The following is a 26,541-nucleotide window of genomic DNA, read 5'->3' on the forward strand; positions in this document are numbered from 1 at the left end:
CCCTTTTATCAAGAATTTAATCTAAGTATATTTATACTTGCATAGTATATTTCCTCTAATCGTTCATTAATCAAAATAATAAGATCACTTTGTATATTTAAATTGATTAATGATTTAATCATTTGAACATTGTAATCAATATTCTGTAAAATTAAATGATGCCTCCCATACAAGGACAAACAAAAATGGAATTTCCCAAAGATCGAGTTTACCATTCAGTCATCTGTGTATTTGCCTTTATAGGCTACTTTTTTTCCTCTTTTAGTCTATTGCTAACACCTTCACCAATTGCACTGTTTCAATCGCCTTATATCATCTCATTAATCAGTTTTTTTGTTTACCTCCCTTACTGCCTAATCATTTGGTTTGCTTATCAAAAAAAGATTAAATTAATGCCATTAGGCCACCTTCAATGGAACTCACTGAAAGCCCCCTTTTTAGCCTTATTGGGATTATATTTTATTAGTTTATTTTTAGGCTCTGAAGATGATTCATGGATTACAGAAATCGAATCTATTACAGGTTTTGCCTTCTTCTTATTTGCACTCTCAGTTATCTTTATTGCCCCAATTACTGAAGAAATCATTTTTAGAGGTTTTCTACTAAATGCAGGTATGTGGTATGGCAATATAGGAAAATGGATTGCCATTATTATCTCTTCACTTCTATTTGCCGCTATGCATACTCAATATGAGTCAGTTACTACATTTATCCTTATTTTTGTTGTGGGTGTTGTGTTTTGCCAAATCAGAATAGGGACTCGTTCATTAATCGCGCCGATAGTGATGCATGGAATACACAATACAATTAGTATCGTTTTTTTAATGTTATAGAGTTTTTATTTAATAAATTTATATTTTTTATAACAAAACACTTATTCACTTTATAAGAAATGATATGTAATAGATGAAAATATTTTTATTATTATTTTAGAGAATGATCTGATTTTATACGCAATAATACCAAATATTATTCATCACTATCTAAATAAGTTATATTAACTTCCATAAAAATAAAATGAAAAAATAAATATAGAATGTGATTATAACTACATGCTTTTTCAGCGTATTAAAGTATGATAAGAGATATTAATATGACAAGGATATTACCATCTTCTTAAATTAAGAGAACTCTATATGAATTTGTTTTTCCAAAATAGCCTAGCTTTTCCTAGCATTATTTTTAGTGCATTACTAATTATTATCTCTTTTTATTGGCTTTGTGCTGCTTTTGGATTATTAGATATTGATTTATTTAATATTGATAGTGAATTAGATGTTGATGCAACAGGTTTCGCAGGTTGGTTAACAAAATTAGGGTTAGCGGGTATCCCTGTTACGATTATTTTAACCTTCTTTACCCTTATAGGCTGGTTTATCAGTTACTTTACTAACTATTGGATTATCAGCGCTATTGAAACAGATTTTATTTATTATTTAGTTGGCTTTGTTGCATTAATCATTATCTCTTTTATTTCTCTTAATCTTACGGCGGTATGTTTAAAACCCATTCGTAAAAAGCTCATATCACGTAATAAGCCTAAATCAGTACACCAATTGATAGGCAAATTAGCCATAGTACGATCAGCGAATGTCACGGAAAACAAAGGTGAAGCCCTTTTAGAAGATGGGGGTGCAGGTTTAATTTTACAAATTAGAGCACCAGAACACGAAAATATTAAACGAGGAGACAACGTTATTATTATTAGTTATGACGCGTCTACTCACAGTTATCAAGTCGTAACGGAAGATGAATTTCATCGCTGATATCCACATTCGATGAAATGTAATTAACTTAACAAACAAATACGATTAAAAAATGACGGCATCGTCTGAACCTATGGAGAAAAAAGTATGGATTTGGCTTTCGTTATGCCTTTCTTAACTATTGTTGGCTTCGCAATTCTAATTATTTTAGGGTTATTTGGATTATTTAAAGCTTTCTATATTAAGGTGCCTCAAGGTACAGCCTTAATAGTCAATGACATGACCTCACAACCTAAAGTCCATTTTACAGGTGCGCTGGTTTATCCTGTTATCTACAAAAAAGAGTTTATGCGTATTTCTCTTTTAACGTTAGAGGTTGATCGTCGTGGTAAAGATGGTTTGATTTGCCAAGATAACTTACGTGCTGATATTACCGTTGCATTTTATTTACGTGTAAATGAAACCACTGAAGACGTATTAAAAGTTGCAAAAGCCATTGGTGTTGATAGAGCGTCTGATCATCAAGCAGTCAGCACTCTATTTAGTGCTAAATTCTCAGAAGCATTAAAAACAGTAGGTAAACAGTTTGAACTGTCGAAACTTTTTGAAGATAGACAGAATTTCCGTGATCGTATTGTTGATGTTATTGGTAAAGATCTTAATGGTTATGCATTAGAAGACGTTGCTATCGACTATTTAGAACAAACACCAAAATCCGCACTTGATCCTAACAATATTTTTGACTCTGAAGGTATCCGAAAAATCACGGAAATTACCGCTATTCATAATATTGAAACTAACCAAAAAGAGCGTGACCAAGAACTTGCTATTCAAAAGAAAAACGTGGAAACCCGAGAAGCAAGTTTGGCCTTAGAACGCCAACAAGCCGATGCAGAAGCACGCCAAAAACGTGAAATCGATAATATTCGTGCTCGTGAAACATCAGAAACCCTACGTGTACAGGAAGAAGAGCGCTTAAAAGCAGAACAAGCTCGTATTCAGACTCAGCAAGAGATTGAAATTCGGGAAGAAAACCGTATGCGTGAAGTGGAAGTTGCACAACAAAATCGTACTCGTGCAGTCACCATTGAACAAGAACGAGTTAATCGTGCTCGTGAATTAGAAATTGTTGCTCGCGAGCGCGAAGTTGAGTTGCAACGTATTGAGAAAGAAAAAGCGTTAGAAGAAGAACGCAAAAATATCTCAAATGTTATCCGTGAACGTGTCGCCGTAGAAAAAACGGTTGCTCAAGAAGAAGAACGTATTAAAGAAGTACGCGAAGTTTCAGAAGCTGAACGTATGCGTCAAGTCACCATCATAAATGCACAAGCAGAAGCAGAAGAGTCTTTAGTCCGCCAAGTGAAAAGAGCCGAAGCTGATGAATCTAGTGCCAAACATAAAGCTGAAGAAATCAGCACGATGGCGAAAGCTGAATTAGAAGCCTCTGTAAAACAATCAGAAGCGAAAAAACGTTTAGCCGAAGGTATTGAGGCTGAGCATGCAGCATTAGGTCTTGCCGAAGCTCGAGTGCGCCAAGCAACCGCAGAAGCCGAAGAGAAGGAAGGCCTTGTATTAGCTAACATCACTGCTGAAAAACTATTAGCAGAAGCACGTGGCATGAAAGAAAAAGGCTTAACTGAAGCGCAAGTGATGGAAGCGAAAGCACAAGCCCAGCAACAACAAGGCCTTGCAGAAGCAAAAATCTTAGAAGAGAAATTAGCAGCTCAAGCGCGTGGTGAAGAACAACAAGCCAATGCAAAAGAGAAATTAGGCCTTGCTGATGCGAAAATTCTTGAAGAGAAACTCGCAGCACAGGCGCGTGGTGAAGGCCAATTAGGATCAGCACAAGCTGAAGTTATTCGCCAACGCTTAAAAGCTGAAGCTGATGGTTTAACAGATAAATTCAAATCTATGGATCACCTCAGTGATACGGCGCGTTCACATGAAGAATTCCGTATGAGTCTTGAAAAACAATTTGAACAAGCGATGGCATCTATTGAAGCCAACAAAGAAATTGCACGCGAACAAGCCGATGTATTGGCAGCAGCACTGAGCAAAACCAATATTGAAATTGTGGGCGGTGATGGCAACTTCTTTAATACCTTCTCTAAAGCATTAAGCTTAGGTAAAGCGGTAGATGGTTTTATGGATAAAAGTAGTTTTGCCAAAGAGAACGTTGAAAAACTGATTAACCGCACTCAACAAGATAAAAAACTCGATATTGCTTCTTTATTAAAAAATCCGGAAGTCCAAGATTTAATTAATGGATTTATGGCAACAAAAGGTGCCAATCCATTGGTTAAAGATGTGACAACTAAATCAGGCTCCTCTAAAGAAGAATAATGTTATTTAGAGGGCGAAAGGCATAGAGACATCTCTATGTCTTTTATCTTGTTTTTATCGTTTAAGCCAAGGAAATCCGTTATACCATGTCTGAAATTCTGGATACGAATCGTGAGCAGGAAATACTCGATAGTGCTGTTGCACAAGGTGGCGCGTATGAAATCTTACGCAAACGCCTAACAGAGCAAGGTCAACAACTTCATCAAAAAGCCACTGAATTAAATCAACATCGCTTAGATGAATTTGGTCAAAGCCAAATGGATATTATTGGCCGTATCCGTATTCGTACTGAAAATAACTGCCAAGCCAGAGACATTGTTCGTGTAGGTGAATGGCTACTGTTTGGTTATAACGTTTTCCTTGGATTAAAACGTGAAATTCATCTTGAAGATGTCTTTTCACTTTATCGTTTAACTGAAAGTGAGGGAGAGTTTGACGTTGAGGCCGTGCCTTATGAAGAAACTTTTTTAAACGATAATCGTTTTATTCAGGATTTTACTGAGCTTTATACTTATTACAAAAATACACAACTACTACAACTTGTTGAGCGTGATGGAAAACTGCTTGCCAGTTTTCAAATTGGTGCACGAATTACTGATGTGCGTGTTTTCCGCTGGGCTATCTCAAGTGATAAAAAGCGTATCGATTATATTGATAATCGTGGTGAAAGAGATATTGCCCTCCCTCCTGCTTACGATTTCGAATGGACGAAAACTCAACGTGAAGATACGGTCAATGGTCGTTTTCCCCATATCAATATTCTTGATACCGTTTTTGTCGAAACAACCGGTGGCGATCTAACAGTTAAATGTGAAAATAACACCGAGGATGGTTTAGGGATTTATCGTGAAGCCGTATTAGATAAAAACCAATCTCTCGATGATGCACAAATTGAATATGCTCAAACAGGTAGTTTGATTCTGTTAAAAATCTTACCGTATCGCGAAGAAAACTGGCGTTATTTGGTCTACAACATTTTGACGCAAACCGTACAACGCATTGATGCAATTGGACAAGCTTGTGTTCAATTACCTGAAGATCACGGTATTATTTTCCCTGGTGGCTATTACCTGCAAAATGGCGAATACAAAACCTTTGATCAACCAATGGAAGGGATGTATTTCCGCCGTCTACGCCGTTCGCCTAATGGCGAAGATGTGTTATATGTTTTCTACTCTCCTTCACAAGGCCGCCTTGCGCTTTTCAATTACAATATGATTGAGCGTAAACTTGCTGTGCCTTTAGTCGGTCATGGCTATGCGATGCTAGAAGACGGAAAAATGGTGCTGTTTGAAGGTGAAGGCGAAGAAGCAACTCGCGTTCATCCAATGCAAGTTTGGCAAACCCCCTTCTATTCTGAAGAATTTGCTGATAAACAACCTCACCGTAATGGTTTTTATGGCCGTATTGGTAATGCTGATTTAGTACGAGGTATTTCCGAAATATTGCATGTCGCAAAAGAAATTGAAGGTAATCAAATCTCTATTGCTCGTTATGAGCAACTCAGCTTACAACCTAAAAACTTATTAGATCTCTATTATTGGTTTAATGATGAACACTGTTTAGGGATTGGTAAATTATTAAAAGATATCGCTCAAACCAGTGAATTAGTACTTGATGAATATGAAAAAGTGGAAAGTATTCGTCAGCAATCTGCGAAATCAATGCTTGAAGCGATTAATCGCCAAAAATCACTACTGGCCTTAACACTCCCTGATAGTTGGACAGATATTCAACAATTTGTTGATAGCTTAAATTTATTAAATGCCCACCGTGGGCATCTGATTTCCTTGCGTGAATTCCGTTATATGGATTTAACCAAACTTAGTACCATGGAAACAGAAATTACCGAAACGCAACAACGTGTTTCACAAGCGACCGCACTTTTCCTTGCCAGTGATAAAGCATTACAACCGTTTAAAGCACAACTTGTTACCTTTGAAAACCTTATTGAAAAAGCCCAAAACAGCGCACAACTAGATGTACCAATGAATGACATGGAAAAAATGTCTACTGATTTGGATATGCTTTCTAACTTAATGGCATCTTTAACATTCCAAGACGTTACCCAACAAACGCACATTATTGATGCAATTTCACAAATCTATGCACAACTCAACCAATCTCGCGCTCGACTACAACAAAAACGCAAATCACAAAGTAGCGTCGAAAGCGTGGCACAATTTGGTGCTCAATTTCGCTTATTTAGCCAAGGGATCACCAATGCTTTATCCCTTGCAACCACACCTGAACGTTGTGACGATCAGCTTTCACGTCTTTTAGTTCAATTAGAAGAGTTAGAAAGTCAATTTAGCCATCATGATGAATTTCTTGATGATATTCTGGCTAAACGTGAAGAGTTAGTCGAAACCTTTGAGTCACACAAACAAGTGTTGCTTGATGATCGCCAACGTCGCTCACAAAGCCTATTAACCGCAGCCAATCGCTTACTGGAAAATCTACAACGCCGAACCTCTCGATTACAGTCACAAGATGAGTTAAATGCCTTTTTCGCCTCAGATCCTTTATCACTAAAAACACGAGAGATCATTGAAAAACTAAGAGAAATCAATGATAACGTCAAAGCTGATGATATTGATGCACGCTTAAAATCCTCTCGTGATCAAGCTATTCGTATTCTGCGGGATAAAACCGATATTTTTGAAGACGGTGGCAATGTTATTAAATTAGGGCCTCGCCATCGCTTTAGCGTTAATACACAAGAACTTGATCTCACTATCTTACCGAAAGAAGATAAGCTCTGGTTATACCTGACAGGAACGGATTACCAAGAACCGATTGAAAATACAGAACTTGCTCAATTACAGCCTTATTGGAATGCCTCACTTGAGTCTGAATCGGATACTGTTTATCGAGCAGAGTACCTCGCTTATTCCATTATTTATGCGGCAGCAAAACGTCAAGATGGTCTTGATTACGAAACGCTAAAAGAAGCACTCACTCTTCCTGAAAAGCTTGAAAAACTCGTGCGTGATTTCGCTACCCCACGTTATAAAGAAGGCTATGAAAAAGGTATCCACGATCACGATGCTATCGCCATATTGAAAAAGCTGATCCCTATTGGCGAAAGTGCTGATCTTCTACGCTATAACCCAACGGCACGTGCAATAGCTGCGCTCTTTTGGGAAACTAAACAAAATGAACAATATCCAGCGCTGTGGCCTGAACGTGCAAGAACTGCACTGAATATTCAGCAATTATTCCATACAGACGATGCGTTAACCGATCTGCAAGCAGAGATCGAAGCAGATATACGCCTCTTCCTTCATGATAATCCAATTGAGTGTGAACACTATGTACCGATGCAAGCCTCTGAATATTTAAGCTTTGCGTTGGCGAGAAGCCCCATTGAATTGGTTTATAGCAAATATGCTAAAGAGTTAGTGATTGCATTACAAAGTCGATTAGAAGAAGCCCATATGTGGATAGACTTTAATCGCTCACAACAGAATTTAGGTACGCGATACGCACAGCGTTGGGCGCTGATCCAAAATTGGCTACAAGGGCTGTGCTCTTTGCCTGATTATGCCGAACTTACACCTTATATTCCGGGTGCTATCGCTATCATTATTTTAGATAAAGTCGCATCAGCGCGTTATAGTGAAGCTGATTTATACTTTACAGTAACTGACCTATTAGGCTCTCACTCAACCATTGAAAACCAAGCGTTATCACTCAGTTTGGATGACTATTTCAGCCGAATGCGCGGCCAAAGAAAGAACTTTATTCCTGCATTCAGACAATACCTCACACTGCGTCAAAAAATAGTCAGTGATGAACGTGAACGCTTAAAACTACATGAATTTAAAGCCAAACCATTAAGCTCTTTTGTCCGTAATAAGCTAATTAACGATGTCTATTTACCTATTATTGGCGATAATATGGCAAAACAAATTGGTGCGTTAGGCGAAGGTAAGCGCACCGACTTAATGGGGTTATTATTAATGATCTCCCCTCCGGGTTACGGCAAAACCACATTAATGGAATATGCTGCCGCACGTTTAGGCCTTATTTTTATGAAAATCAATGGCCCCGCATTAGGACATAACGTGCTATCTCTCGATCCCGAACAAGCGCCTAATGCAACAGCAAGGCAAGAGCTTGAAAAACTCAACTTAGCATTAGAAATGGGTAATAACGTTATGCTGTATGTGGATGATATTCAGCATACTCACCCTGAATTCTTACAAAAGTTTATTTCTCTCTGTGATGGAACAAGACGCATTGAAGGGGTATGGAAAGGAAAAACCAAAACCTATGATATGCGGGGTAAAAAATTCTGTGTCGTCATGGCGGGTAACCCTTACACCGAATCAGGTGAAGTCTTTCGTATTCCGGATATGTTGGCTAACCGAGCTGATATTTATAACTTAGGTGAAGTATTAGGTGGTATGGACGATGCTTTTGCTCTGAGTTATATCGAAAATAGCTTAACTTCAAATGCGGTATTGGCACCGCTTGCACTGCGTGATCTTAACGATCTCTATATTTTAGTCGATAAAGCGATGGGGAAATCCATCTCTACCAATACATTAAGCTACCCTTATTCTGATGCTGAAATTAATGAAATAGTCATGGTGCTTAAGCACTTAATTACGCTACGTGATGTCATTTTAAAAGTAAATCAGCAATATATCGCCAGTGCGGCACAATCGGATAAATATCGCACAGAGCCCGCATTTCGTTTGCAAGGCAGTTACCGCAATATGAATAAGTTAAGTGAAAAAGTGTCTGCGGTAATGAATGATGAAGAAATTGAACGTTTACTTGATGATCACTATCTGGGTGAAGCGCAATTACTGACAACAGGTGCTGAAGAAAATTTATTAAAACTCGCTGAATTACGTAGAAAACTAACTGAAAAAGACGCTATTCGTTGGCAACAAATCAAGAAAGACTTTATGCGTAATAAAGCATTAGGTGGTGATAATGCCGATATTGGCGACCGTGTTGTATCACAGTTAGCCAACTTAGTAGAGAGTGTGCAAGGTCTACGCTAAAGATAGAAAACAACCATTTTAGCCTACTTATTTTAGTGGGCTAAATATTTACATAAATAATGTTTTATAAATCGAGAGACCTATTTCACGTTCACGATATTAAGATTAACTATATTTACTATTAATAAAGCATGATATCGAAGGAAGAATTGCTGTAATATATATTATGAATTCTATTAATAATTAAATTTATAAAAATTTTATTTTATATAATTAATAACACTATGATTAACAATAAATAACAACATTATTTAACAAACGATTATACCCCGTACATAAAATCTATATTAACTCACACTCTGAAAAGAATGAAATAAATAAGATATTAATAAGAATCACTCTTAATCTATTTATGAGATCTCTCTCTAAAGATAGAAAATTAACTTAGGATTAATAACATAGAAATGATAGCATCAAAAATGCTATAAATTAATCATATTATTTATATGACTTTAATTTAAAAAAATTAAAAATTTTTAAATATATTACCTTCAATTTATTAACAAAAAAGATAATAAGTATCTTCGCTAATAATTATTTAAATATACTATTTTAATTTTAAAGTTATAAAAATATTATTCTATTTCTGTCTGGTTTAAGTTGTTTTTATACTAGATTGATGGCGACACAACAAAAATACTTTCAATAAAAGTGGGCGTACTATGAAAAGCATGTTTACGACTCGGGAGCTCCCTGACGTAGATCGGTTTTCCGTATTCAGGGATACAATAAAAGACCGCTTTTTATCGTCTTATGAATGCAATGAAGTCGAATTGCCTCCTCATTCTCGATTTTATGCCAATATTGTTGAGCAGAAGGTGACAAATATTCGCTTTATTCAACTAGAGTCTAATGGGCACTGGGCAAGCAGCCGTCCTTTAACCCATAAACTGAGCTTAGAAGAACATTTTCAAATTGAGATACAGCGTTCAGGAACCAGCCATCTGACGCAAGATGGAAGAACCGCATTTCTGCGACAAGGCGACTTTTGTATTTTTGATATGGCAAGACCCGTATCCTGGTCTTTTGATAACGACTATTCGTTATTTAAAATCCTGATCCCAAGGGAGAAACTGGCATCTCGTTTAGGGAATACCCAAAATCTTACTGCAAGAGCGATACGTGGTAATAGCATTACCGGCTCTCTCGTTTATAGTTTTGTGATGCGTTATATTCCATTTTTGGATTCAATGCCACCACAACATGCGCAACAACTTGCTGATATTTTATTGAATTTAATTACCTCAGCCTTTAGCGAATTCAGTATTGCGACACCAGCGCAAAGCTTAGGAAGATCAACACTGTTTTATTTTGCTCAGCACTATCTTGAGCAACATCTTTCCGATCCCGATTTAAGTGTTAATGAATGTGCTAATGCGTGTGGGATCTCAGTACGCTATTTACAGATGCTATTTAAAGAACAAAATACATCTGTACTTCGTTGGATCTACCAAAAACGTCTTGAGAATTATAAAGCAGCATTGGTTAATCCACTTTTAGCAGAGAAAAATATTACACAACTCGCTTATGAATGTGGGTTTAGTGATATTTCTAATTTAAGCCGAAAATTTAAATCTGAATTTTTTATGACACCTTCAGAGTATCGAAAAATACACTCGTTGAGATAAGTTTTAAAACAGGGTTATGGAGCATATAAAAATCATTTCAAGCATTATGATCCATATATGAATCAATATGTACTCAGAATGCTCATTCCCCCTCTAGTTAAAATTTTGGAGGTTACGCTAAAGGGGGATTGGTGTTGTTACATCAGCCGTAACGAAACTCTATGCCTAATGTGCCACATGGGTATTCCCATTTCTTTAAGATCGTCTCGCCACATAACACACGGCAAGTACCACACTCTAAACATCCTGCATAATCAAAAAGATATTGCCCTTTTTCATCTTTTTTATATAAACCTGCTGGGCAAGCTTTCATTAAGATTTCAAATTGCGCAGGATCGATATCATCCTTTAAGACAATATGTGGATTTTCTTCATCCACGTTAAATTTATTGACGCCTAATTTAACGTCTACGTTTACTTGACTCATAAAGAACGTACTCCTTTAAAGCCATCTTTAATTAAGTTCATCACACCGACTTTCTTCACTTGAGACAGTATTTTCTTACGTACTGGTTTTTCTGGGCCATTAATCACGAATAAATCATGCATTACATTAGCGGCCATTTGTGGATAATCAGTAAAAAATCGGGTGTTATCAAGGAAAGCAGGTAGATCTTTATATAGCTTCATATCTTTCATAACAAAGCTGTCATTTAATAAAGATTGATAACAACTCAGCTCTTTTTGACTATAGTTGTTTTGTTCTTTTGCCATTAATACTGCTTTTGCGGCAGCTTCACCTGAAGCAATCGCCAGATCCATTCCTCTTACGGTATAGCCAACATTTAGGCAAAATCCAGCGGCATCACCCGCCACTAATACACCATCTTTCACTAATTCAGACACCATATTCATGCCGCCTTCCGGCACCATATGCGCTGAATATTCTAATAATTTTCCGTCTTTGATAAGCGGAGCAACAACAGGATGTTGTTTAAAATCTTCTAATAATTGAGGAACCGTTTTTTCGAACTTATCGACGTTATGTAGCCCTAAAACCAGCCCTAAAGAAACCGTATTTTTATTGGTATATAAAAACCCCCCCCCTAAGTATCCCCCTGATGGTGCGCCCGCAAAAAGCCAAGCTAACCCTTCATCATTAGTGCAACCAAATCGGTCTTCCATTTGTTGAGGAGTAAATTCAAGTAACTCTTTCACACCGACGGCAACAGTATGAGGATTTACTTTCTGTGTCATACCTAATTGCTTCGCTAACAGTGAATTCACACCATCGGCTAAAATCACGACATGCGCTTCAATTTCGTCATCACCGGCTTTAACGCCGCACACTTTGCCATCTTTTACTAATACTTCATCGACACGAACGCCAGTGATCACTTGTGCGCCAGCATCTTCCGCTTTTTCCATTAACCATTGATCAAATGAAGAACGCAATACGGTATAAGAACGCGCCGCGTCCTCTTCTTGCTGAGTATGTTGATAATCTAACGTAACGCCATCTGTCGGCGTTAACATGGAGATTTTTTCACGCGTCACAAGGCGCTCAACTGGAGCTTCTTCGGCAAAGTTGGGGATGATTTTTTCAAGGCTGTGTGCGTATAAACGCCCGCCCGTCATATTTTTACTGCCAGCGAAATTACCTCGCTCAACCACTAATACATCACATCCTGCTTGCGCTAAAACATAGGCAGCAGTACCACCAGCAAGTCCACCACCCACAATAATGGCGTCAAAAATATCGTCTGACATACTTTTCTGTCCTTTTATTATGTGTGGTCGCTTAGCACACTTTCACTAAGCGACCGACGGGGATTAGCCGCCAAGTTTTGCTGTTAATGCAGGTAACACTTTGTAGAGGTCGCCGACAATCCCGTAGTCCACCATATTGAAGATAGGCGCATTTTTATCTTTGTTGATACCAACAATAATTTTTGCTCTATCTACACCGACCATATGTTGAATTTGTCCTGAAATACCGACAGCAACATAAACATCAGCACCTAAGGTCACGCCTGAAACACCAATGTAGCGATCGTGTTCCATCCAGCCTTCACCTTCAGCAATTGGACGTGAACAACCCACTTCACCTTGAAGGGCTTTCGCTAATGCTGACGCTAACGCAATATCATCTGCCTTACCGAAGCCACGTCCAACACCAACAACACAATGCGCTTTACCTAAATCAACACTACTACCTTGTTTTGGCTTACGTGCTAACACTTTTAATGTATGCGCAGGGGCGACAAAGGTACCTTGTACCACTGATGCATTGGGCGCATCTGTAATGACTTCCACATCTAATGCACCACCAACGGTAGCAATAGCATAAGGTGAGCGAATTTCTGCTTTAGCATGTGCTAAACCACCATAAACTTGGTGTGTGGCAATCACGGTATTGTTTTCAACGGTCAGGCTTAATGCATCACTGACAACACCCGCTTTTAACGTAACACCAAGGCGAGCTGCAATGGCTTTTGCTCGTTTTGATGATGCTAATAAAACCAATGCATTAGCACCCGCTTCTTTAATAATTTCAGCAAAAGAAGTTGCATAATCTTCAGCAATCACACCGTCTTGTGGCGCAAAGCAATAGACACAATCAGCACCAAGGCTGACACATTCACGAGTGCTTTCATCATCACCGATAAATAACACATTCACTTTTTCACCAAGACTACGAGCAAACGCTATCAGCTTCGCTAAATCATCCGCTTTCTCGGCATAAACAAAGGTAGTAGGTAGTAAACTAGCCATTTTTAATCTCCTTATTGATTAACCGCTTGGCGTAAATGCTCAGCAAATATGGCAATATTTTCATCTGAATCACCTTCTAAAATAATGCCAAGGCGATCAGTCTGTTCTGGTGCGCACACTTGTGTTTGCACTACGGTGAGTGCTGAAAGATCAACACCAATATCTCCTAACCCAAGTTTCTCAACAGGTTTTTTATTAGCTGCTAAAATGGCTTTCATTGACGGTAATTTTGGAGTGTTAATGCTTGATGTCACGCAGACAACGGCAGGTAATGTCAACTCTAGCTCTTCGGTGATATTTTCTAAATCACGTTCAACAATGATTTTTTCACCTTCAATGGTGATTTTGTTAACGGCATTAACACAAGGTAAGCCTAAGTATTCACCTACCGCTAAACCTGTTTGTTGAGCGTATAAGTCACCAGAACCTTCACCGAAAACTAATAAATCAAAACCCACTTTTTGTGCCGCTTGCGCAATAATATTGGCGGTATCTGTTGAATAAAGCGCATTACACGCATCATCAGCAACAAGTGTTAATGCATCAGGGCCACGCGATAAAATATCTTTTTTAATTTTCGCGTTTTCTACCATTGCACTAGTGCCTACACTCAGCGCAGTTACGGTGCTATCACCAAGAGCCGAGGCAATTTCTACTGCAGTTTCAATCGCGTTTAAATCATATAAACTAATTTTTAAACCCGCATTATCAGTTGCGAGTGTACGATCAGGCCGCGTTGTGATGTCTTGTTCGTCATGAACAACCTTACAGCAGGCAATAAGTTTCATAATTCACATTCTCCGTTTTGCTCAATGGAGCAAATTAATAAAATCCCAATGTCATTACGCTAAAATATGTTTAGCGATCACCATGCGTTGCACTTCGCTTGTGCCTTCAAAAATTTCGGTGAGTTTTGCTTCACGCATTAGGCGTTCAACAGGATAAGATTTGGTGTAACCCATACCGCCGTGGAGTTGAACGGCTTTTTGAGTCACATAAGTTGCTGTTTCAGAAGCGTATAATTTGGCTTGCGCTGATTCGCGGGTATAAGGAAGCCCAGCAATTTTTGCCGCAGCTGCGCGATACACCAACATACGAGCACAATCTACGCGGGTAGCCATATCCACTAACATCCATTGCACACCTTGGTTGGCCGCAATAGGTTTTCCAAATTGAATACGCTCTTTGGTGTAATCAATCGTGGCATCTAATGCACTTTGTGCGATACCTAATGCAATAGCTGAACAGCTTAAACGGCCACCATCTAAGGTTTCCATTGCAATGCTAAAACCTTTACCTTCAGCGCCTAAACGTGCGCTAACAGGTACAACACAGTCACTAAAACTGACTGAACAGGTTTCAGAGCCATTCATACCCATTTTTTCTTCAGGTAAACCAATGCTGATCCCTGGATTATCACGCTCAACTAAGAATGCAGTGATCCCTTTAACACCCGCACTTTTATCGGTCATGGCAAATACAATAAAGAATGCACCTTGAGGTGCTGCTGTGATCCACAATTTAGAGCCATTGATCACATAATTATCACCTTGGCGAACAGCCGTTGTTTGTTGAGCAGCAGCATCACAACCTGCGCTTGGTTCTGATAAACAGAAGCAACCAATTTGCTCACCTGAAACTACTCCCGGTAAAATACGTGCTTTGGTTTCTTCATCAGCATATTTTTGAATAACAGGGCCAGTTAATGAACACTGTGAACCCATGATCATGGCGTGTGCAGCACTGACTTTTGCCATTTCTTCTGTTGCTAATACATAGCTAATTGCATCTGCTTCTGTTCCACCATAATTTTCATCAATATTGAAACCAAAGAGTCCTAACTCAGCCATAGGTGCAACGCTTTCACTTGGAAACCGGTGTTCTTTATCGATTTCGCCAGCAATAGGCTTAATATCGTTTTCAACAAACTCTCTGACCATATCGCGGATCAGGACTTGCTCTTCTGTTAGCTGAAAATCCATGTTTATCTTCCTCTGTGAATATATAGGGTTATCTCTATGGCGTGCGATTTCACGTTTGTCGTCTTATCGCACGCATTAATGGGTTAACGTTATTCCTACATCGTCGCTATGGATGCAGGTAAGAAGGTGTACAGCAGCAACATAAACATCATGGCTAACAGTGGGATAGCGAGAGTTAACGTTCCTACAGGGCCATAGCCCTCTTTATGGCTGACACCACAGACGCTAAAGACAGTAATAATCAATCCGTTAAATGGTGGAGTTGTACTCATTGATGCCATTGTGGCCACACGGTGTAAGGAGCCTTGATCAACCACAGTTGCAGGGAACATTGCTGCAATCATTGGCATAGCAATACTTAACGCACCGGAGCCTGAACCACTGATAAACACCAAGGCACCGACTGAAATTGCAGTAACAACAAGTGGATTAAGACCTGATTGAGCAATCGCTTGGAATGATTCTTTAAACGCAGGCAAGGTCATCACTAATGCCCCAAACCCAACAATAACCGCCGTGTTAAAGAGGGAGGTCACCCCTTCCATCGTTCCTGCTGCTAAATTAGGTACAAGCTTTTTCCAATCGAGATAGCGTAAGTACACAATCAAGGCAGCGATAATGGCGCAGAATAAGGCAATAGCAGGGTCCCATTTCAGAATATTCAGCACGACAAGCAAAATAAGCATAGGGAGTAATGCAACAAGCACATTAGGTAATTGACGATCTTTTTTACCTTCTTCGGCTTTGGCTGTTTTTTCATCTTCAACCCAGCCTTCACCTTTCGCTTTTACACGCTTAAATAACCAAGTGAGATAAATAATCACTAAGGTGACTTGGAACAACGCTGTCAACATACCCGGTACTAAACCTGCCGTCGCTGACGTACCTAAGAACTTCATTGGGATAAGGTTTTGGATTTGAGGTGATCCAGGCATTATCATTACAAACGTACCTGCACCGGCAAAATAGACAGCAGGAATAAGTCTGCGAGGAAGATTTGCTTTGCGAAATAAACTCACCATCATCGAATAAACGGTAAACAGTGCAACAAACACTGAAACACCGCCGTAGGCTAAAATGGCACAAGCCGCAACTAATGAAGGAATAACGGCTCTTTCACCAAATTTACCAATAATAAAAGAGGCAACACTATCAGCAGCGCCACTGATAGCGGTTAATTTGCCAAAAATCGCACCGAGTACGAAAATGAAGAAGAAGCTACCAAAATAGCCACCTAACCCACCGGTATACACTTGTAATAGTGCATCGACAGGATTAAGCATATCTGGTGATACAAGCCATGCAGTCACAGCAAGAAATAGGCTGGTGGTAAAGACAGAAATGAAGATATGTATGCCTTTCATACACATAATCATTAATATCGCTAGCCCAATGATTAAACAAATAATACCCATGATTGCCCCACTTATATGTGTTAGGGTTCAATTGACCTGTGCTATTCACACAGGTCTTTTGTGACTATTGATTAATGTTGTTAAGCAGAAAGCACATCAGCAAAAGTTTGCAATGCCGTTCTAGCTTGTTCATACGTTTTAGTTTGCTGATCGATTTCGATAATGATGGAAGGAATGCCTTCTCTATCGAGGAATTTCTTCACTATCGGGGCATCGAATTCTTCAGGATCACAGAATTTTGTTAGCAAATAGACAACACCATCTGCACCTGTGTTTTTCACCATATCGGCAATTAAACGACCACGTTTTTTCTCTGGATCATATAAAAGTGAACACCCTTCAAGCTGAGCGATTTGCTCTGCCATTGCTTCATAAGGTGCGTTATTTTCTGGAATATCTTGACGGAACTGACGAGACTCATGTGCCACTTCATCTGCCACAATCGCCATCTTGTTATCAGCCAAAATTTGTAAAATAGAAGGGCTATCCGCAATAATGCCTGTCACAACAACTTTATGCCCTTTCCAAGGTTCTGGAGATAAGGTTTTGCATTGCGCAACAATGGCTTCAACGGCTTTTGTATGTTCAACAACATCCATAAAATAACCACTTTTGATCACGGTATTACGGCGTTGTGGTGTGATTAAATTTGGATGAAGCGCAGCCATCTCTGAAAACTCGCGTAACGCGGCACGACGCTGATTAAACAGATGAATTGCATTTTTTAGTGCATCATCTGTCACAGGCTGACCTGAAATCTCCCCTAATTGCAGTGCAATTTTTTTGTATTGTTCGGTTAAGAAAGCAATCCCTGCTGGGGTTTTACGATTTTGTGGATGCACCAGTTGGATAAAAGGCACTTGTGGTACACCCGCTTTCCAGTTTTGCCCTAAGCATTTTAAGGTGTCACACAAAGAAGGAATGATGGCTGCTGACAGTTTATTCAGCGCACCATCCAACCCCATCTCAAGAGAAGAAAGCACTAGCGCACAATAGAAAGGAGGAAAGTATTTCTTCGCTTCTGAGATCTCACGGCCTTCCGCACCCCAAATGCCAAAAGGCACCATGCCCGCCGCATAGACAATTTCATTCGGCGTATATTCAGGGAAACAACCAATCACCTTTTTGCCACTACGAATAAAACCTTCTAATTGCGCAACGGGGTTATCCACCACCACTTGCAGCTCATCAAATCTATCCGTTAATGTTTTCATTAGATGTCTCCCTTTTTCATATCTGCTTTATTCGCAGCCATAATTTCTGTTAATGCTTCAACACGGGTGACATACTGCGCTTCTGAGAAAACACGAGGATCTGCTTGGTCGCCATCAAAAGTCACCGTTGGGATCTTAAGTTCATGGCGAATACGGCGCTCAATTTCGGGCATAATGCCACTCCAGAGCTTACAACTACGGTTAACGTGAATAATTGCACCATCAACTTTATTTTGACGGCTAACACTAATACGCATATCTGCCGCACGCTCGACAGAGACGCAGTTAGGAACGTAAGAGTAAGCACGCATCATCTCGTCACTGTTTTGATAAATCACACCAAATGCAGTGGCGTAAACAGTAGCGGTAACGTTGATACCTTGTTCTTTTAACGGGGTAGATGTGGCTCGCAAATAAGGCCAGCAAGCAATACCTTCAAAGAGAACACGGTATTTTTCTTCACCGCGGTAAGTCGATTTTTTCTCTTTGATGTTTTGTTCCATCTCTTCACACAGTTGCTCAAAAGCCAGTGCAGCTTCTAATTTGCCACGCGCACAAACAGCAACCGCCATGTGGTTAAACAGATCAAAACCATTCATTGGTGATGGTTCGTATTGGCAATATTCAGCTGCTTTTAACCATGCACGCCCTGTGCGTTGTGAGATTTCACAAACTTCTTTAAATTTCTCTTCAGAGAAGACTTTGCCAGTGACTTTTTCAAGTTGTCTAATCGCATCATCAAATTGCGCTTGAACATACTTCACAGTCACATCATCAGTGTCATAATCATTTTTATAAGGAATATCGATAAGGATCATCGGGATATTCAATTCGTATGCGATATTTTCATACCACTTGATCATGCAGTTACAGATATTGTTGCAGCACAGCAAGAAATCAGGCTGAGGCATATCCATCTCTTCACACTGCTTGATATCCATGTAAGAAAGGCTGATCCGAGCATAAGCACAGATATCATTGGAATATCCCATGCTTTCTGCATGCTCACACATTTTTAAACCTGCACCTTTTGCCGCAATTGCTGCGGCTTGGTTTTCAGGATAAACCACACATAAACCTAATGTTTCCGCAATTTCTTGTGGGAAGTTAGAGGCACACCAGCCTATTTTTTCACCGCTATTTTTAGCATCCCACGCACGCTGATAAGCATCAGCAGCGATTTTTTGCAGTCGTTTTTTCGCAGGAATATAATCCGGCGCATTCATATCTACATTGCTCATTTTGATGTTCCTATTGTTAACGCATCGTCTTCCAGTTGATGGCGGTACGCTTCAAAGGCATAAATGGCAGCACCTATCGCCCCGTTGTATTGTGATAAAGGTGAGGTGGCGATAGAGGCGTTCAACTCTTCGCTTACGTAACGAACAACTTCAAAATTACTGGCAACACCGCCTGTCATCACAACAGGGGCTTCAACACCCACTCGTTTTGCAAGACCAGCAATACGGCTAGCCACAGAGCGGTGAATGCCATTAATAACGTCGGGTATTGTTTCGTTATTCGCGAGATGAGAAATCACTTCTGATTCAGAGAACACAGTACAGGTTGAGCTAATCGTGACTTTTTTAGTGGACTTAGCGCCCTCTTGAGCGAGGTCAGAAATCTTAGTTTCTAATACTCTCGACATTACATCTAAAAAGCGTCCTGTACCGGCAGCGCACTTGTCATTCATCACAAAGTTTAATAAACGGCCTGCACCATCCATATGAAGTGCTTTAACGTCTTGACCGCCGATATCAATCACTGTTTTGACGCCCGGAAACAGAAAGTGCGCACCTTTGGCATGACAGCTCAGTTCACTCACTTCTTTATTGGCTTCTTTCAGAGAATTACGCCCATAACCTGTTGCACAGATCCAACTGATCTGACTGAGGGAGCCACCAAATTGACTTAATACTTCAGCGATCGCTTTTTCAGGCCCTGAGGTTCCTGCCCCCACTGATGCCAGTGATTTAGCGACAATTGCGTCACCATTTTTCATGATGATGCATTTTGATGCAGACGATCCGATATCAACGCCCATTGTGAAAATATCTTGTTGCATGCCTTTGCTCTCCTGAAAATTAAAGAAATAAGTGGATTATTCTTTCCACGTCATCACGTCTTTATTGGCTTCAAGGCTGGCAATTTCTTCTGCGCTATACCCTAATTCAGCTAATACAGACGGTGTGTCTTCACCTAACAAAGGACCACGACGATATTCAGGTAAACCACTCTCTAAGAAATCAATAGGTGGACGAACTAAGGCTTTTTCACTGCCATTTTTGTACTTCATGTTGTAGAAGGTGTTAATTGCCCAAGCCTGTTTGTCTTCCAGCACTTCTTCCCATGTTTGCGCAATACTGAATGGGATATCGTTTTTGGTGAAAATATCGGCCCACTCTGGCGCTGTTTTTTGCTCAATTTGTTGCCAAATCAGGTCATATAATTCAGGGGAGCGATTATTTTTCGCCACTTCTTGTAGGCGTGTATAACGAGCGTCTTCCGCTAAATCTGGACGACCAATACAAGAAATAAAGGTTGGATAGTAGGCGTCATAAACTGGCATACAGACTTGAATAAAACGGTCATCTTTTGTTTTATAAGCCAGAATAAATGGGCTGGTAGTATTGCGACGATCGATTGGATACGGCTGACCATAATCTGGGTATTGTGCCGCTTGGATCATGATTGCTTGGGTATAAATTGAGGTATGCAGTAAGTTAGTTGAAACATACTCACCTTGACCAATATTTTTAGCGCGAATATAAGCAGCTAACACACCTGAAACCAATCCTAATGCACACTGATGATCGCCAAGACCCGGGATCACGTTCATCGGTACAGTGCCTTTTTGGTACAGCGAACCTAAAATACCACCACGAGCAAAGAATGCAGTGTAGTCAAATCCTGGTAGATCTTTATCTGGGCCTTCATCACCATAACCTGTCACGCTGGCGTAAACTAATTTTGGAAAACGTTGTTTTAACGTTTCATAATCCAATCCCGCACGCTCTCTTGCACCAGGACGCCAGTTAGTTAAGAAGATGTCGGCTTTTTCTAGCAGTTCAAACAGAATTTTTTTACCTGCTTCTGTTTTTGTATTTAATACGATGCCACGTTTATTGGCATTTTCTAAATCAAAACTGGTGTTTTCATGTTGATCTAATGGACGGCCTTCAGTCGGTGCGGTGTAACGTAAATTATCACCACTTGGGGATTCAATTTTGATCACGTTCGCACCCATATCAGCTAAAATACGTCCCGCTGCGGGTACGGCAATAAAGGTCGCCAACTCAACTACAGTGACGCCTTCCAGTGCTTTACGACTTGTCATTTTTTCTCCTAATTATTTTTAGACTTCATACTGCTGTTGTCAGAATGTGGATAAATCCGTTGTCACTTAACCCGCTACTTTGGTTTTTTCATCCTTGATTGAAACGCCATAACCCAATTGCAATTTCAGGGCTTGCACATCAATTTTTCCGCAAGGGGTATGAGGAAACTGTGTAAAGAAATGGAGTTCTTTGGGGATTTTGTAGCGAGCTAGCCGCTCTTGTAGAAATGCCTGTAATTCGCTTTCCGTAATGGTATGGCCTTGTTGCACACAAACAGAGGCGATCACTTCTTCACCTAAATCAACCGAAGGAATACCAAAAGCTTTTGTTGCGTCAACACCGGGATATTCCGCAATGGCCTCTTCTATTTCACAAAGACTGATATTTTCACCACCACGGACTACAATCTCTTTCATGCGATAGGCGTAGTGGTAATTTCCTTGTTCATCGACATAACCGATATCGCCTGTGTGTAACCAACCTTCTTCATCGATAGCTTCTTGGGTTTTATCAGGGGCATTGTCATAACCCATCATCACATGAAAACCACGGGTACAAATTTCACCCAAAATACCCACTGGCATAGGTTTACCCGTTTTTGGATTAATAATTTTCATTTCAACTAAAGGTAATGGCTTACCGATAGAACTGCGTTTTATTGGTAAAGCATCGTTTGGTAATGTTTGAGTGCAACAAGGAGAAGCTTCGGTTTGACCATAAGAGATGGTGATCCCTTTCATGCCGAGGATAGTTTCAATATCATCGATTAACGCAGGAGGAAAACTTGCCCCGGCTATAATGCCTTTATCAAGGCTAGATAAATCGTAGTGAGAAAATTGCTCATGTTTCATTAAACGGCTAAAAATCGTTGGCACACCATGCATAACGGTACAACGATAGTTTTGAACCACTTTCAAAACATCTTCTGCACAATAGTTATCAAGCAGAACTAATTGACATCCTGTTGTTAACGCAAAAAAGAGACAAGAAGAGAGCCCAAAGCAGTGAAATAGAGGAACAGCAAGGCAAATGACATCGTTATGTGTTACGCCTAATCGCTGTGCTGACAGCATGGCATTATTAATTACATTATATTGACTTAACATGACACCTTTAGGCATAGCGGTGCTACCTGATGTCATTTGAATTGTCAGTAAATCTTTTACACTGACTTGTGAAACAGCGTGTTGATATTCTTTATCTGATATTTTTTTACTAATTGCTTTTAATTGAGACAACGAAACACTTTTTTCTGCCGTTTTATTTCCCATGCTAATAAATAACTGAGGTAATACATCCTTATTTTCCGTTACTTTTTTAGCAAGACAATTAATCACCTCAATAAAGTTATTACTTTTAAACCCATCAGAAAAACACAATGCTTTAATACCGGTTAATCTACATAAATCTAATAACTCTCTTTTTTTAAAATGAAAGTTAATACAAACAACAGGAACACCAATTTGAGCAGCGGCAAGAAAACAAATTATCCACTCTTTACTATTAGCAGACCAAATACCTAAACGATCACCTTTTTTTAAACCAATAGCTAAAAAACCACGCGCAACATTTTCTACTTCTTGTTGTAATTGTTGCCAAGAAAGTGTTTTTTTACTTTGGTTTTCAATCAAGGCTGTTTGTGAAGCATATTGCTTTACAATATTGTTTAGACATTCTTTAACTGTCATTTCTAATAAGGCCATAAATACCTACTCAACCGCTTTTTTGCTGGTGTTTGCGTCTGTAATGACCTTATTCTGGGTAGGGGATATTATTCATTCTTGGTAAATAACGAACTGTTTTTCGTCATTTGAATAGTCTGAGAGAGATCTGTGATTGGGATCTAGATTTGGTGAGTTAAATACAATTTGTAATTGAAGAGTAATTAATAACAATGAGATAAATTTGAAACTAAGGCGTTATAAAGGTGTTATTTTTAATAAAGAAAAAGGAGAGTCATTTTATTTAAATAAAATAATAAAATCACTCTCTTTTTAAGATAAACATACTCATCTCATTTTAAGATATAAACAAATCTTATCAATAAATATTAATGTGATAATTCAAATAAAAATAATATAAAAATAAATACAATAATGATTAAACTTTATAACATCTAAATAAAAAATAATTTAAATCACTTAACTTATTTTATTAATCATCGATTCAAGAGACTATTTTCCTCGACGCATTGGCATGGTTGAGGTTTGATTGAGTGTTAGTCCTTTAGTTTCTGGTGCAAACAACACAGAAACTATCATGCCGAATAAGGAGATCGCAGCGCCCACTAGCATCGTCGTATTAATTCCATAAGTAGCGATAAAGGCAGGAAGCGCACAAGTTGAAATAACCGTACCAATACGGCTTATTGACATAATAATGCCCACGGCTGACGCTCGAATATCAGTCGGAAATAATTCATTAGGATAGAGCCATTGTAAAATGCCGGGGCCACCAGAAAAGAAAGCATAAGTCGCAAATGCTAAGATAACAAATAAGATAGGTAAATCAGGGAAAACCCCTAACACCAATAATGCCAATGTCATCATGGCGAAACTACCAATCAATAATGGGCGTCGTCCAGTTTGGTTTAACCAGAACATCGCGGGAATACACCCAAACATAAAAAACAAGCTGATCACCACATTACCGAGTGCAGCACTTCTTCCCGCATCCCACCCTAATAAACCGACAATTTGTGGCCCAAAGGTATAAATGGCAAACATCGGGATCACTTGGCAAGTCCAAATCACCGCAACAAACAGAACAAAAGAGAAATGACGTTTATTAAACAGTTCGATAAAACGGGTTTTTTTGGCATTTTCAGCTTCAAAAACAACAGGTTCACCAAAAAGTTTGATCATCATTTCATTACACTCTTGAATACGCCCTTTTCGTATTAACCAAAGCGGGGATTCAGGTAAATCGAAACGACCAATTAAAATAATAACGCAAGGGATAAAAGCACTGCCCAGCATCCAACGCCAGCCATCTTCAATATCATATAGAAGATAACCGACTAAGTTGGCGCAAGTCGCCCCGATATACCACATTGCAGCAATAAAACCGACGGCAAAAGCACGTTGTTTTTTATTGGAAAACTCAGTGATCATCGACGTCGCAATGGGGTAATCGGCACCAATCACAATGCCAATAAGGAATCGCATCACCAAGAGACCCACTGGCGTTGACACAAACATCGTTGCAATAGAAATAATGGCGATAGCCACAATATCGACAAGAAACATTTTACGGCGACCCACTTTGTCACAAATATAACCAAAAAGTGATGTGCCAATAAAAAGTCCGGCTAATGTTGCCGCACCAAGCAGACCTATCCATTGTGAATCAAGCTGTAATAACGGTGTGAGTTGCTCTAATGCCACACCGATAATCACTAATACATAACCGTCAAGAAAAGGGCCACCACTCCCCCATAACATCACCCGACGATGTACAGAGGTAAAACGAATATCATCAAAGTTTCTGGGTTGCATGACTGAGTCCTGGCATTTTTTCTAAATAAAGCAAAAAAGAAAAGCTCCCAGGCCGGAGGCAGCACTGGGAGAAAAGTAGCGATACATCATCCGTAACGATATTCCACGCCAAAAGTTCCACGTGGGTATTCCCATTTTTCAAGCGCACTATCTAAACCAAGAATTCGACACGTTCCACACTCTAAGCACCCTGCATAATCAAAACTGATGGTGCCATCTTCTTGTTTTTTATAAAGACCAGCAGGACAGGCTTTGACTAAGGTTTCCAACACCTGCATATCAGGTTGCTCTTTAACGACGATATGTGGATTTTCTTCATCGACATTAAATTTATTGATGCCTAGTTTGACATCGACATTTACGGGAGAACTCATATTGCTTTTACTCCTTTGATCCCATCTTTGATCAGATTCATCCAACCGACTTTTTTGGTATGACGCATCATGGTTTTACGCATTGGTACAGGTGCGTCACCCGTAACAGTAAAGAGATCTTTCGCGATACCAACGACCATTTCAGGATAAGCAGTAAACATACGAGGATTATCAAGTAGATCAGGCATACGCTGATACGCTTTCATATCGCGTAACGGGCCATCTTCTAAATGTTTGAGATATTCATTAAGTGATTGTTTACTAAAATCATTTTTCTCCATAGCAGAAAGCACCGTTTTTGCAGCCGCTTCACCAGATGCCATCGCTAAATCCATGCCACGGATAGTAAAACCAAGGTTCATACACATCCCTGCTGCATCACCTGCAATTAATACACCATCGCGTACTAATTCGTTTTGCATTCTTAAGCCCGCTTCTGGGACGACATGTGCACCGTACTCCACCATTTTCCCGCCCTCAATTAGTGGCGCAACAACGGGATGCTGTTTAAAATCTTCCAGCATTTGTGGTACTGATTTCTTCGCATCTTTAACATGGTGAAGCCCACAAACAAGACCTAAAGAGAGCGTAGTCTTATTGGTATATAAAAAACCACCGCCCATTAATCCATCGGTAGGTGATCCCGCAAATAACCAAGCTGTGCCTTCGTTATCTTTTAGGTTAAAGCGATCTTTAATCACACTTTCAGGCAATTCGATGATCTCTTTTACGCCCACAGCGACATTTTCAGCCGCAACACGTTTTGTCATCCCTAACTGTTCAGCCAAGATAGAATTCACACCATCAGCGAGGATCACCGCTTTGGCTTCTAACACATCACCATCGGCTTCCACACCGATAATCTTGCCATCACGCTCGACGAGCTTATCAACACGAATGCCTGTGATGCATTGCGCACCCGCATTTTCGGCTTGTTCCATTAGCCATTGATCAAACTCACCACGTAATACAGACCAAGAGGCGGTTTTTGGGTTATTTCCTTCAGCGTTTTGATAATCCATTGTCATTGCGCCGGTTTCAGTCATAAACGACAATTTTTCGTGAGTAATAACGCGTTCAACTGGTGCTTCTTGCGCAAACTCAGGAATGATGCGTTCAAGAGTATGTGCATACATACGACCACCGGTTACATTTTTCCCGCCAGCGTAGTTACCTCTTTCTATTAGCAATACTTGTGCGCCTTCCCTCGCCAAAACAAGTGCAGCCACAGATCCTGCTAATCCTGCACCAACAATAATGGCATCGAAAATATCTTCGGAATCGGACATAACATCTCCAGAATTTGCG

General features: G+C 39.6%; 19 protein-coding genes. 5 read left to right on the forward strand and 14 right to left on the reverse strand.

What is annotated here, in order from left to right:
• Positions 1-185: 185 nt before the first annotated feature.
• The 5 genes from ABN080_RS13605 (at position 186) to ABN080_RS13625 (ending at position 10,698) form a co-directional block, all read left to right on the forward strand.
• On the forward strand, positions 186-833 hold the full coding sequence (locus tag ABN080_RS13605) for a CPBP family intramembrane glutamic endopeptidase (protein ID WP_349441254.1): 648 nt from the start codon (positions 186-188) through the stop codon (positions 831-833).
• Between the two features lie 303 nt (positions 834-1,136).
• Entirely contained in the window at positions 1,137-1,766 is a 630-nt protein-coding gene (locus tag ABN080_RS13610) for a ubiquinone biosynthesis protein UbiH (protein ID WP_349441255.1), read from the forward strand.
• A gap of 87 nt (positions 1,767-1,853) precedes the next feature.
• On the forward strand, positions 1,854-4,049 hold the full coding sequence (locus ABN080_RS13615; RefSeq protein WP_349441256.1) for a flotillin family protein: 2,196 nt from the start codon (positions 1,854-1,856) through the stop codon (positions 4,047-4,049).
• 86 nt (positions 4,050-4,135) lie between these two features.
• On the forward strand, positions 4,136-9,070 hold the full coding sequence (locus tag ABN080_RS13620) for a DNA repair ATPase (RefSeq protein ID WP_349441257.1): 4,935 nt from the start codon (positions 4,136-4,138) through the stop codon (positions 9,068-9,070).
• Positions 9,071-9,732: 662 nt separating this feature from the next.
• The gene (locus tag ABN080_RS13625; RefSeq protein WP_349441258.1) at positions 9,733-10,698 is read left to right on the forward strand and encodes a helix-turn-helix domain-containing protein; all 966 of its coding nucleotides are present in this window, start codon (positions 9,733-9,735) and stop codon (positions 10,696-10,698) included.
• A gap of 142 nt (positions 10,699-10,840) precedes the next feature.
• On the opposite strand, the gene ABN080_RS13630 is transcribed toward ABN080_RS13625, so the two are convergent.
• The 14 genes from ABN080_RS13630 to fixC all read right to left on the reverse strand — a co-directional run bounded on the left by ABN080_RS13630 (position 10,841) and on the right by fixC (position 26,522).
• Positions 10,841-11,125, reverse strand: a complete 285-nt coding sequence (locus ABN080_RS13630; protein WP_060556296.1) for a ferredoxin family protein — start codon at positions 11,123-11,125, stop codon at positions 10,841-10,843.
• Positions 11,122-12,408: an FAD-dependent oxidoreductase gene (locus ABN080_RS13635; RefSeq protein WP_349441259.1), complete on the reverse strand. Its 1,287-nt coding sequence runs from the start codon at positions 12,406-12,408 to the stop codon at positions 11,122-11,124. Before ABN080_RS13635 ends, ABN080_RS13630 begins: the two co-directional genes overlap by 4 nt.
• 63 nt (positions 12,409-12,471) lie before the next feature.
• Positions 12,472-13,413: an FAD-binding protein gene (locus ABN080_RS13640; protein WP_349441260.1), complete on the reverse strand. Its 942-nt coding sequence runs from the start codon at positions 13,411-13,413 to the stop codon at positions 12,472-12,474.
• Between the two features lie 11 nt (positions 13,414-13,424).
• The gene (fixA, locus tag ABN080_RS13645) at positions 13,425-14,201 is read right to left on the reverse strand and encodes a putative electron transfer flavoprotein FixA (RefSeq protein ID WP_349441261.1); all 777 of its coding nucleotides are present in this window, start codon (positions 14,199-14,201) and stop codon (positions 13,425-13,427) included.
• Between the two features lie 54 nt (positions 14,202-14,255).
• Positions 14,256-15,395: an acyl-CoA dehydrogenase family protein gene (locus ABN080_RS13650; RefSeq protein WP_072064398.1), complete on the reverse strand. Its 1,140-nt coding sequence runs from the start codon at positions 15,393-15,395 to the stop codon at positions 14,256-14,258.
• Positions 15,396-15,490: 95 nt separating this feature from the next.
• Positions 15,491-16,810, reverse strand: a complete 1,320-nt coding sequence (locus ABN080_RS13655) for a GntP family permease (RefSeq protein ID WP_072069069.1) — start codon at positions 16,808-16,810, stop codon at positions 15,491-15,493.
• Between the two features lie 80 nt (positions 16,811-16,890).
• On the reverse strand, positions 16,891-18,024 hold the full coding sequence (locus tag ABN080_RS13660; RefSeq protein WP_072069070.1) for a 2-hydroxyacyl-CoA dehydratase subunit D: 1,134 nt from the start codon (positions 18,022-18,024) through the stop codon (positions 16,891-16,893).
• Positions 18,024-19,265 carry a 2-hydroxyacyl-CoA dehydratase subunit D gene (locus tag ABN080_RS13665; RefSeq protein WP_349441262.1) on the reverse strand — a complete coding sequence of 414 codons (1,242 nt, stop codon included), beginning with the start codon at positions 19,263-19,265 and terminating at the stop codon, positions 18,024-18,026. The genes ABN080_RS13660 and ABN080_RS13665 overlap by 1 nt, the downstream gene beginning before the upstream one ends.
• On the reverse strand, positions 19,262-20,089 hold the full coding sequence (locus ABN080_RS13670) for an acyl-CoA dehydratase activase (RefSeq protein WP_072069072.1): 828 nt from the start codon (positions 20,087-20,089) through the stop codon (positions 19,262-19,264). Before ABN080_RS13670 ends, ABN080_RS13665 begins: the two co-directional genes overlap by 4 nt.
• Positions 20,090-20,125: 36 nt before the next feature.
• Positions 20,126-21,361: a CaiB/BaiF CoA transferase family protein gene (locus ABN080_RS13675; RefSeq protein WP_072069073.1), complete on the reverse strand. Its 1,236-nt coding sequence runs from the start codon at positions 21,359-21,361 to the stop codon at positions 20,126-20,128.
• A gap of 66 nt (positions 21,362-21,427) precedes the next feature.
• Positions 21,428-23,065 carry an AMP-binding protein gene (locus ABN080_RS13680; protein WP_349441263.1) on the reverse strand — a complete coding sequence of 546 codons (1,638 nt, stop codon included), beginning with the start codon at positions 23,063-23,065 and terminating at the stop codon, positions 21,428-21,430.
• A 471-nt stretch (positions 23,066-23,536) separates the two neighbouring features.
• The gene (locus ABN080_RS13685) at positions 23,537-24,859 is read right to left on the reverse strand and encodes an MFS transporter (RefSeq protein ID WP_349441264.1); all 1,323 of its coding nucleotides are present in this window, start codon (positions 24,857-24,859) and stop codon (positions 23,537-23,539) included.
• Between the two features lie 86 nt (positions 24,860-24,945).
• A complete protein-coding gene (gene fixX, locus ABN080_RS13690) occupies positions 24,946-25,233 on the reverse strand; it encodes a ferredoxin-like protein FixX (protein ID WP_023582978.1) in 288 nt (95 codons plus the stop codon).
• On the reverse strand, positions 25,230-26,522 hold the full coding sequence (gene fixC / locus ABN080_RS13695) for an FAD-dependent oxidoreductase FixC (protein WP_349441265.1): 1,293 nt from the start codon (positions 26,520-26,522) through the stop codon (positions 25,230-25,232). Before fixC ends, fixX begins: the two co-directional genes overlap by 4 nt.
• Between the last annotated feature and the right edge of the window lie 19 nt (positions 26,523-26,541).

It is taken from the genome of Proteus sp. fly-1089 (genome assembly GCF_040138965.1).
Lineage (GTDB): Bacteria > Pseudomonadota > Gammaproteobacteria > Enterobacterales > Enterobacteriaceae > Proteus > Proteus vulgaris_B.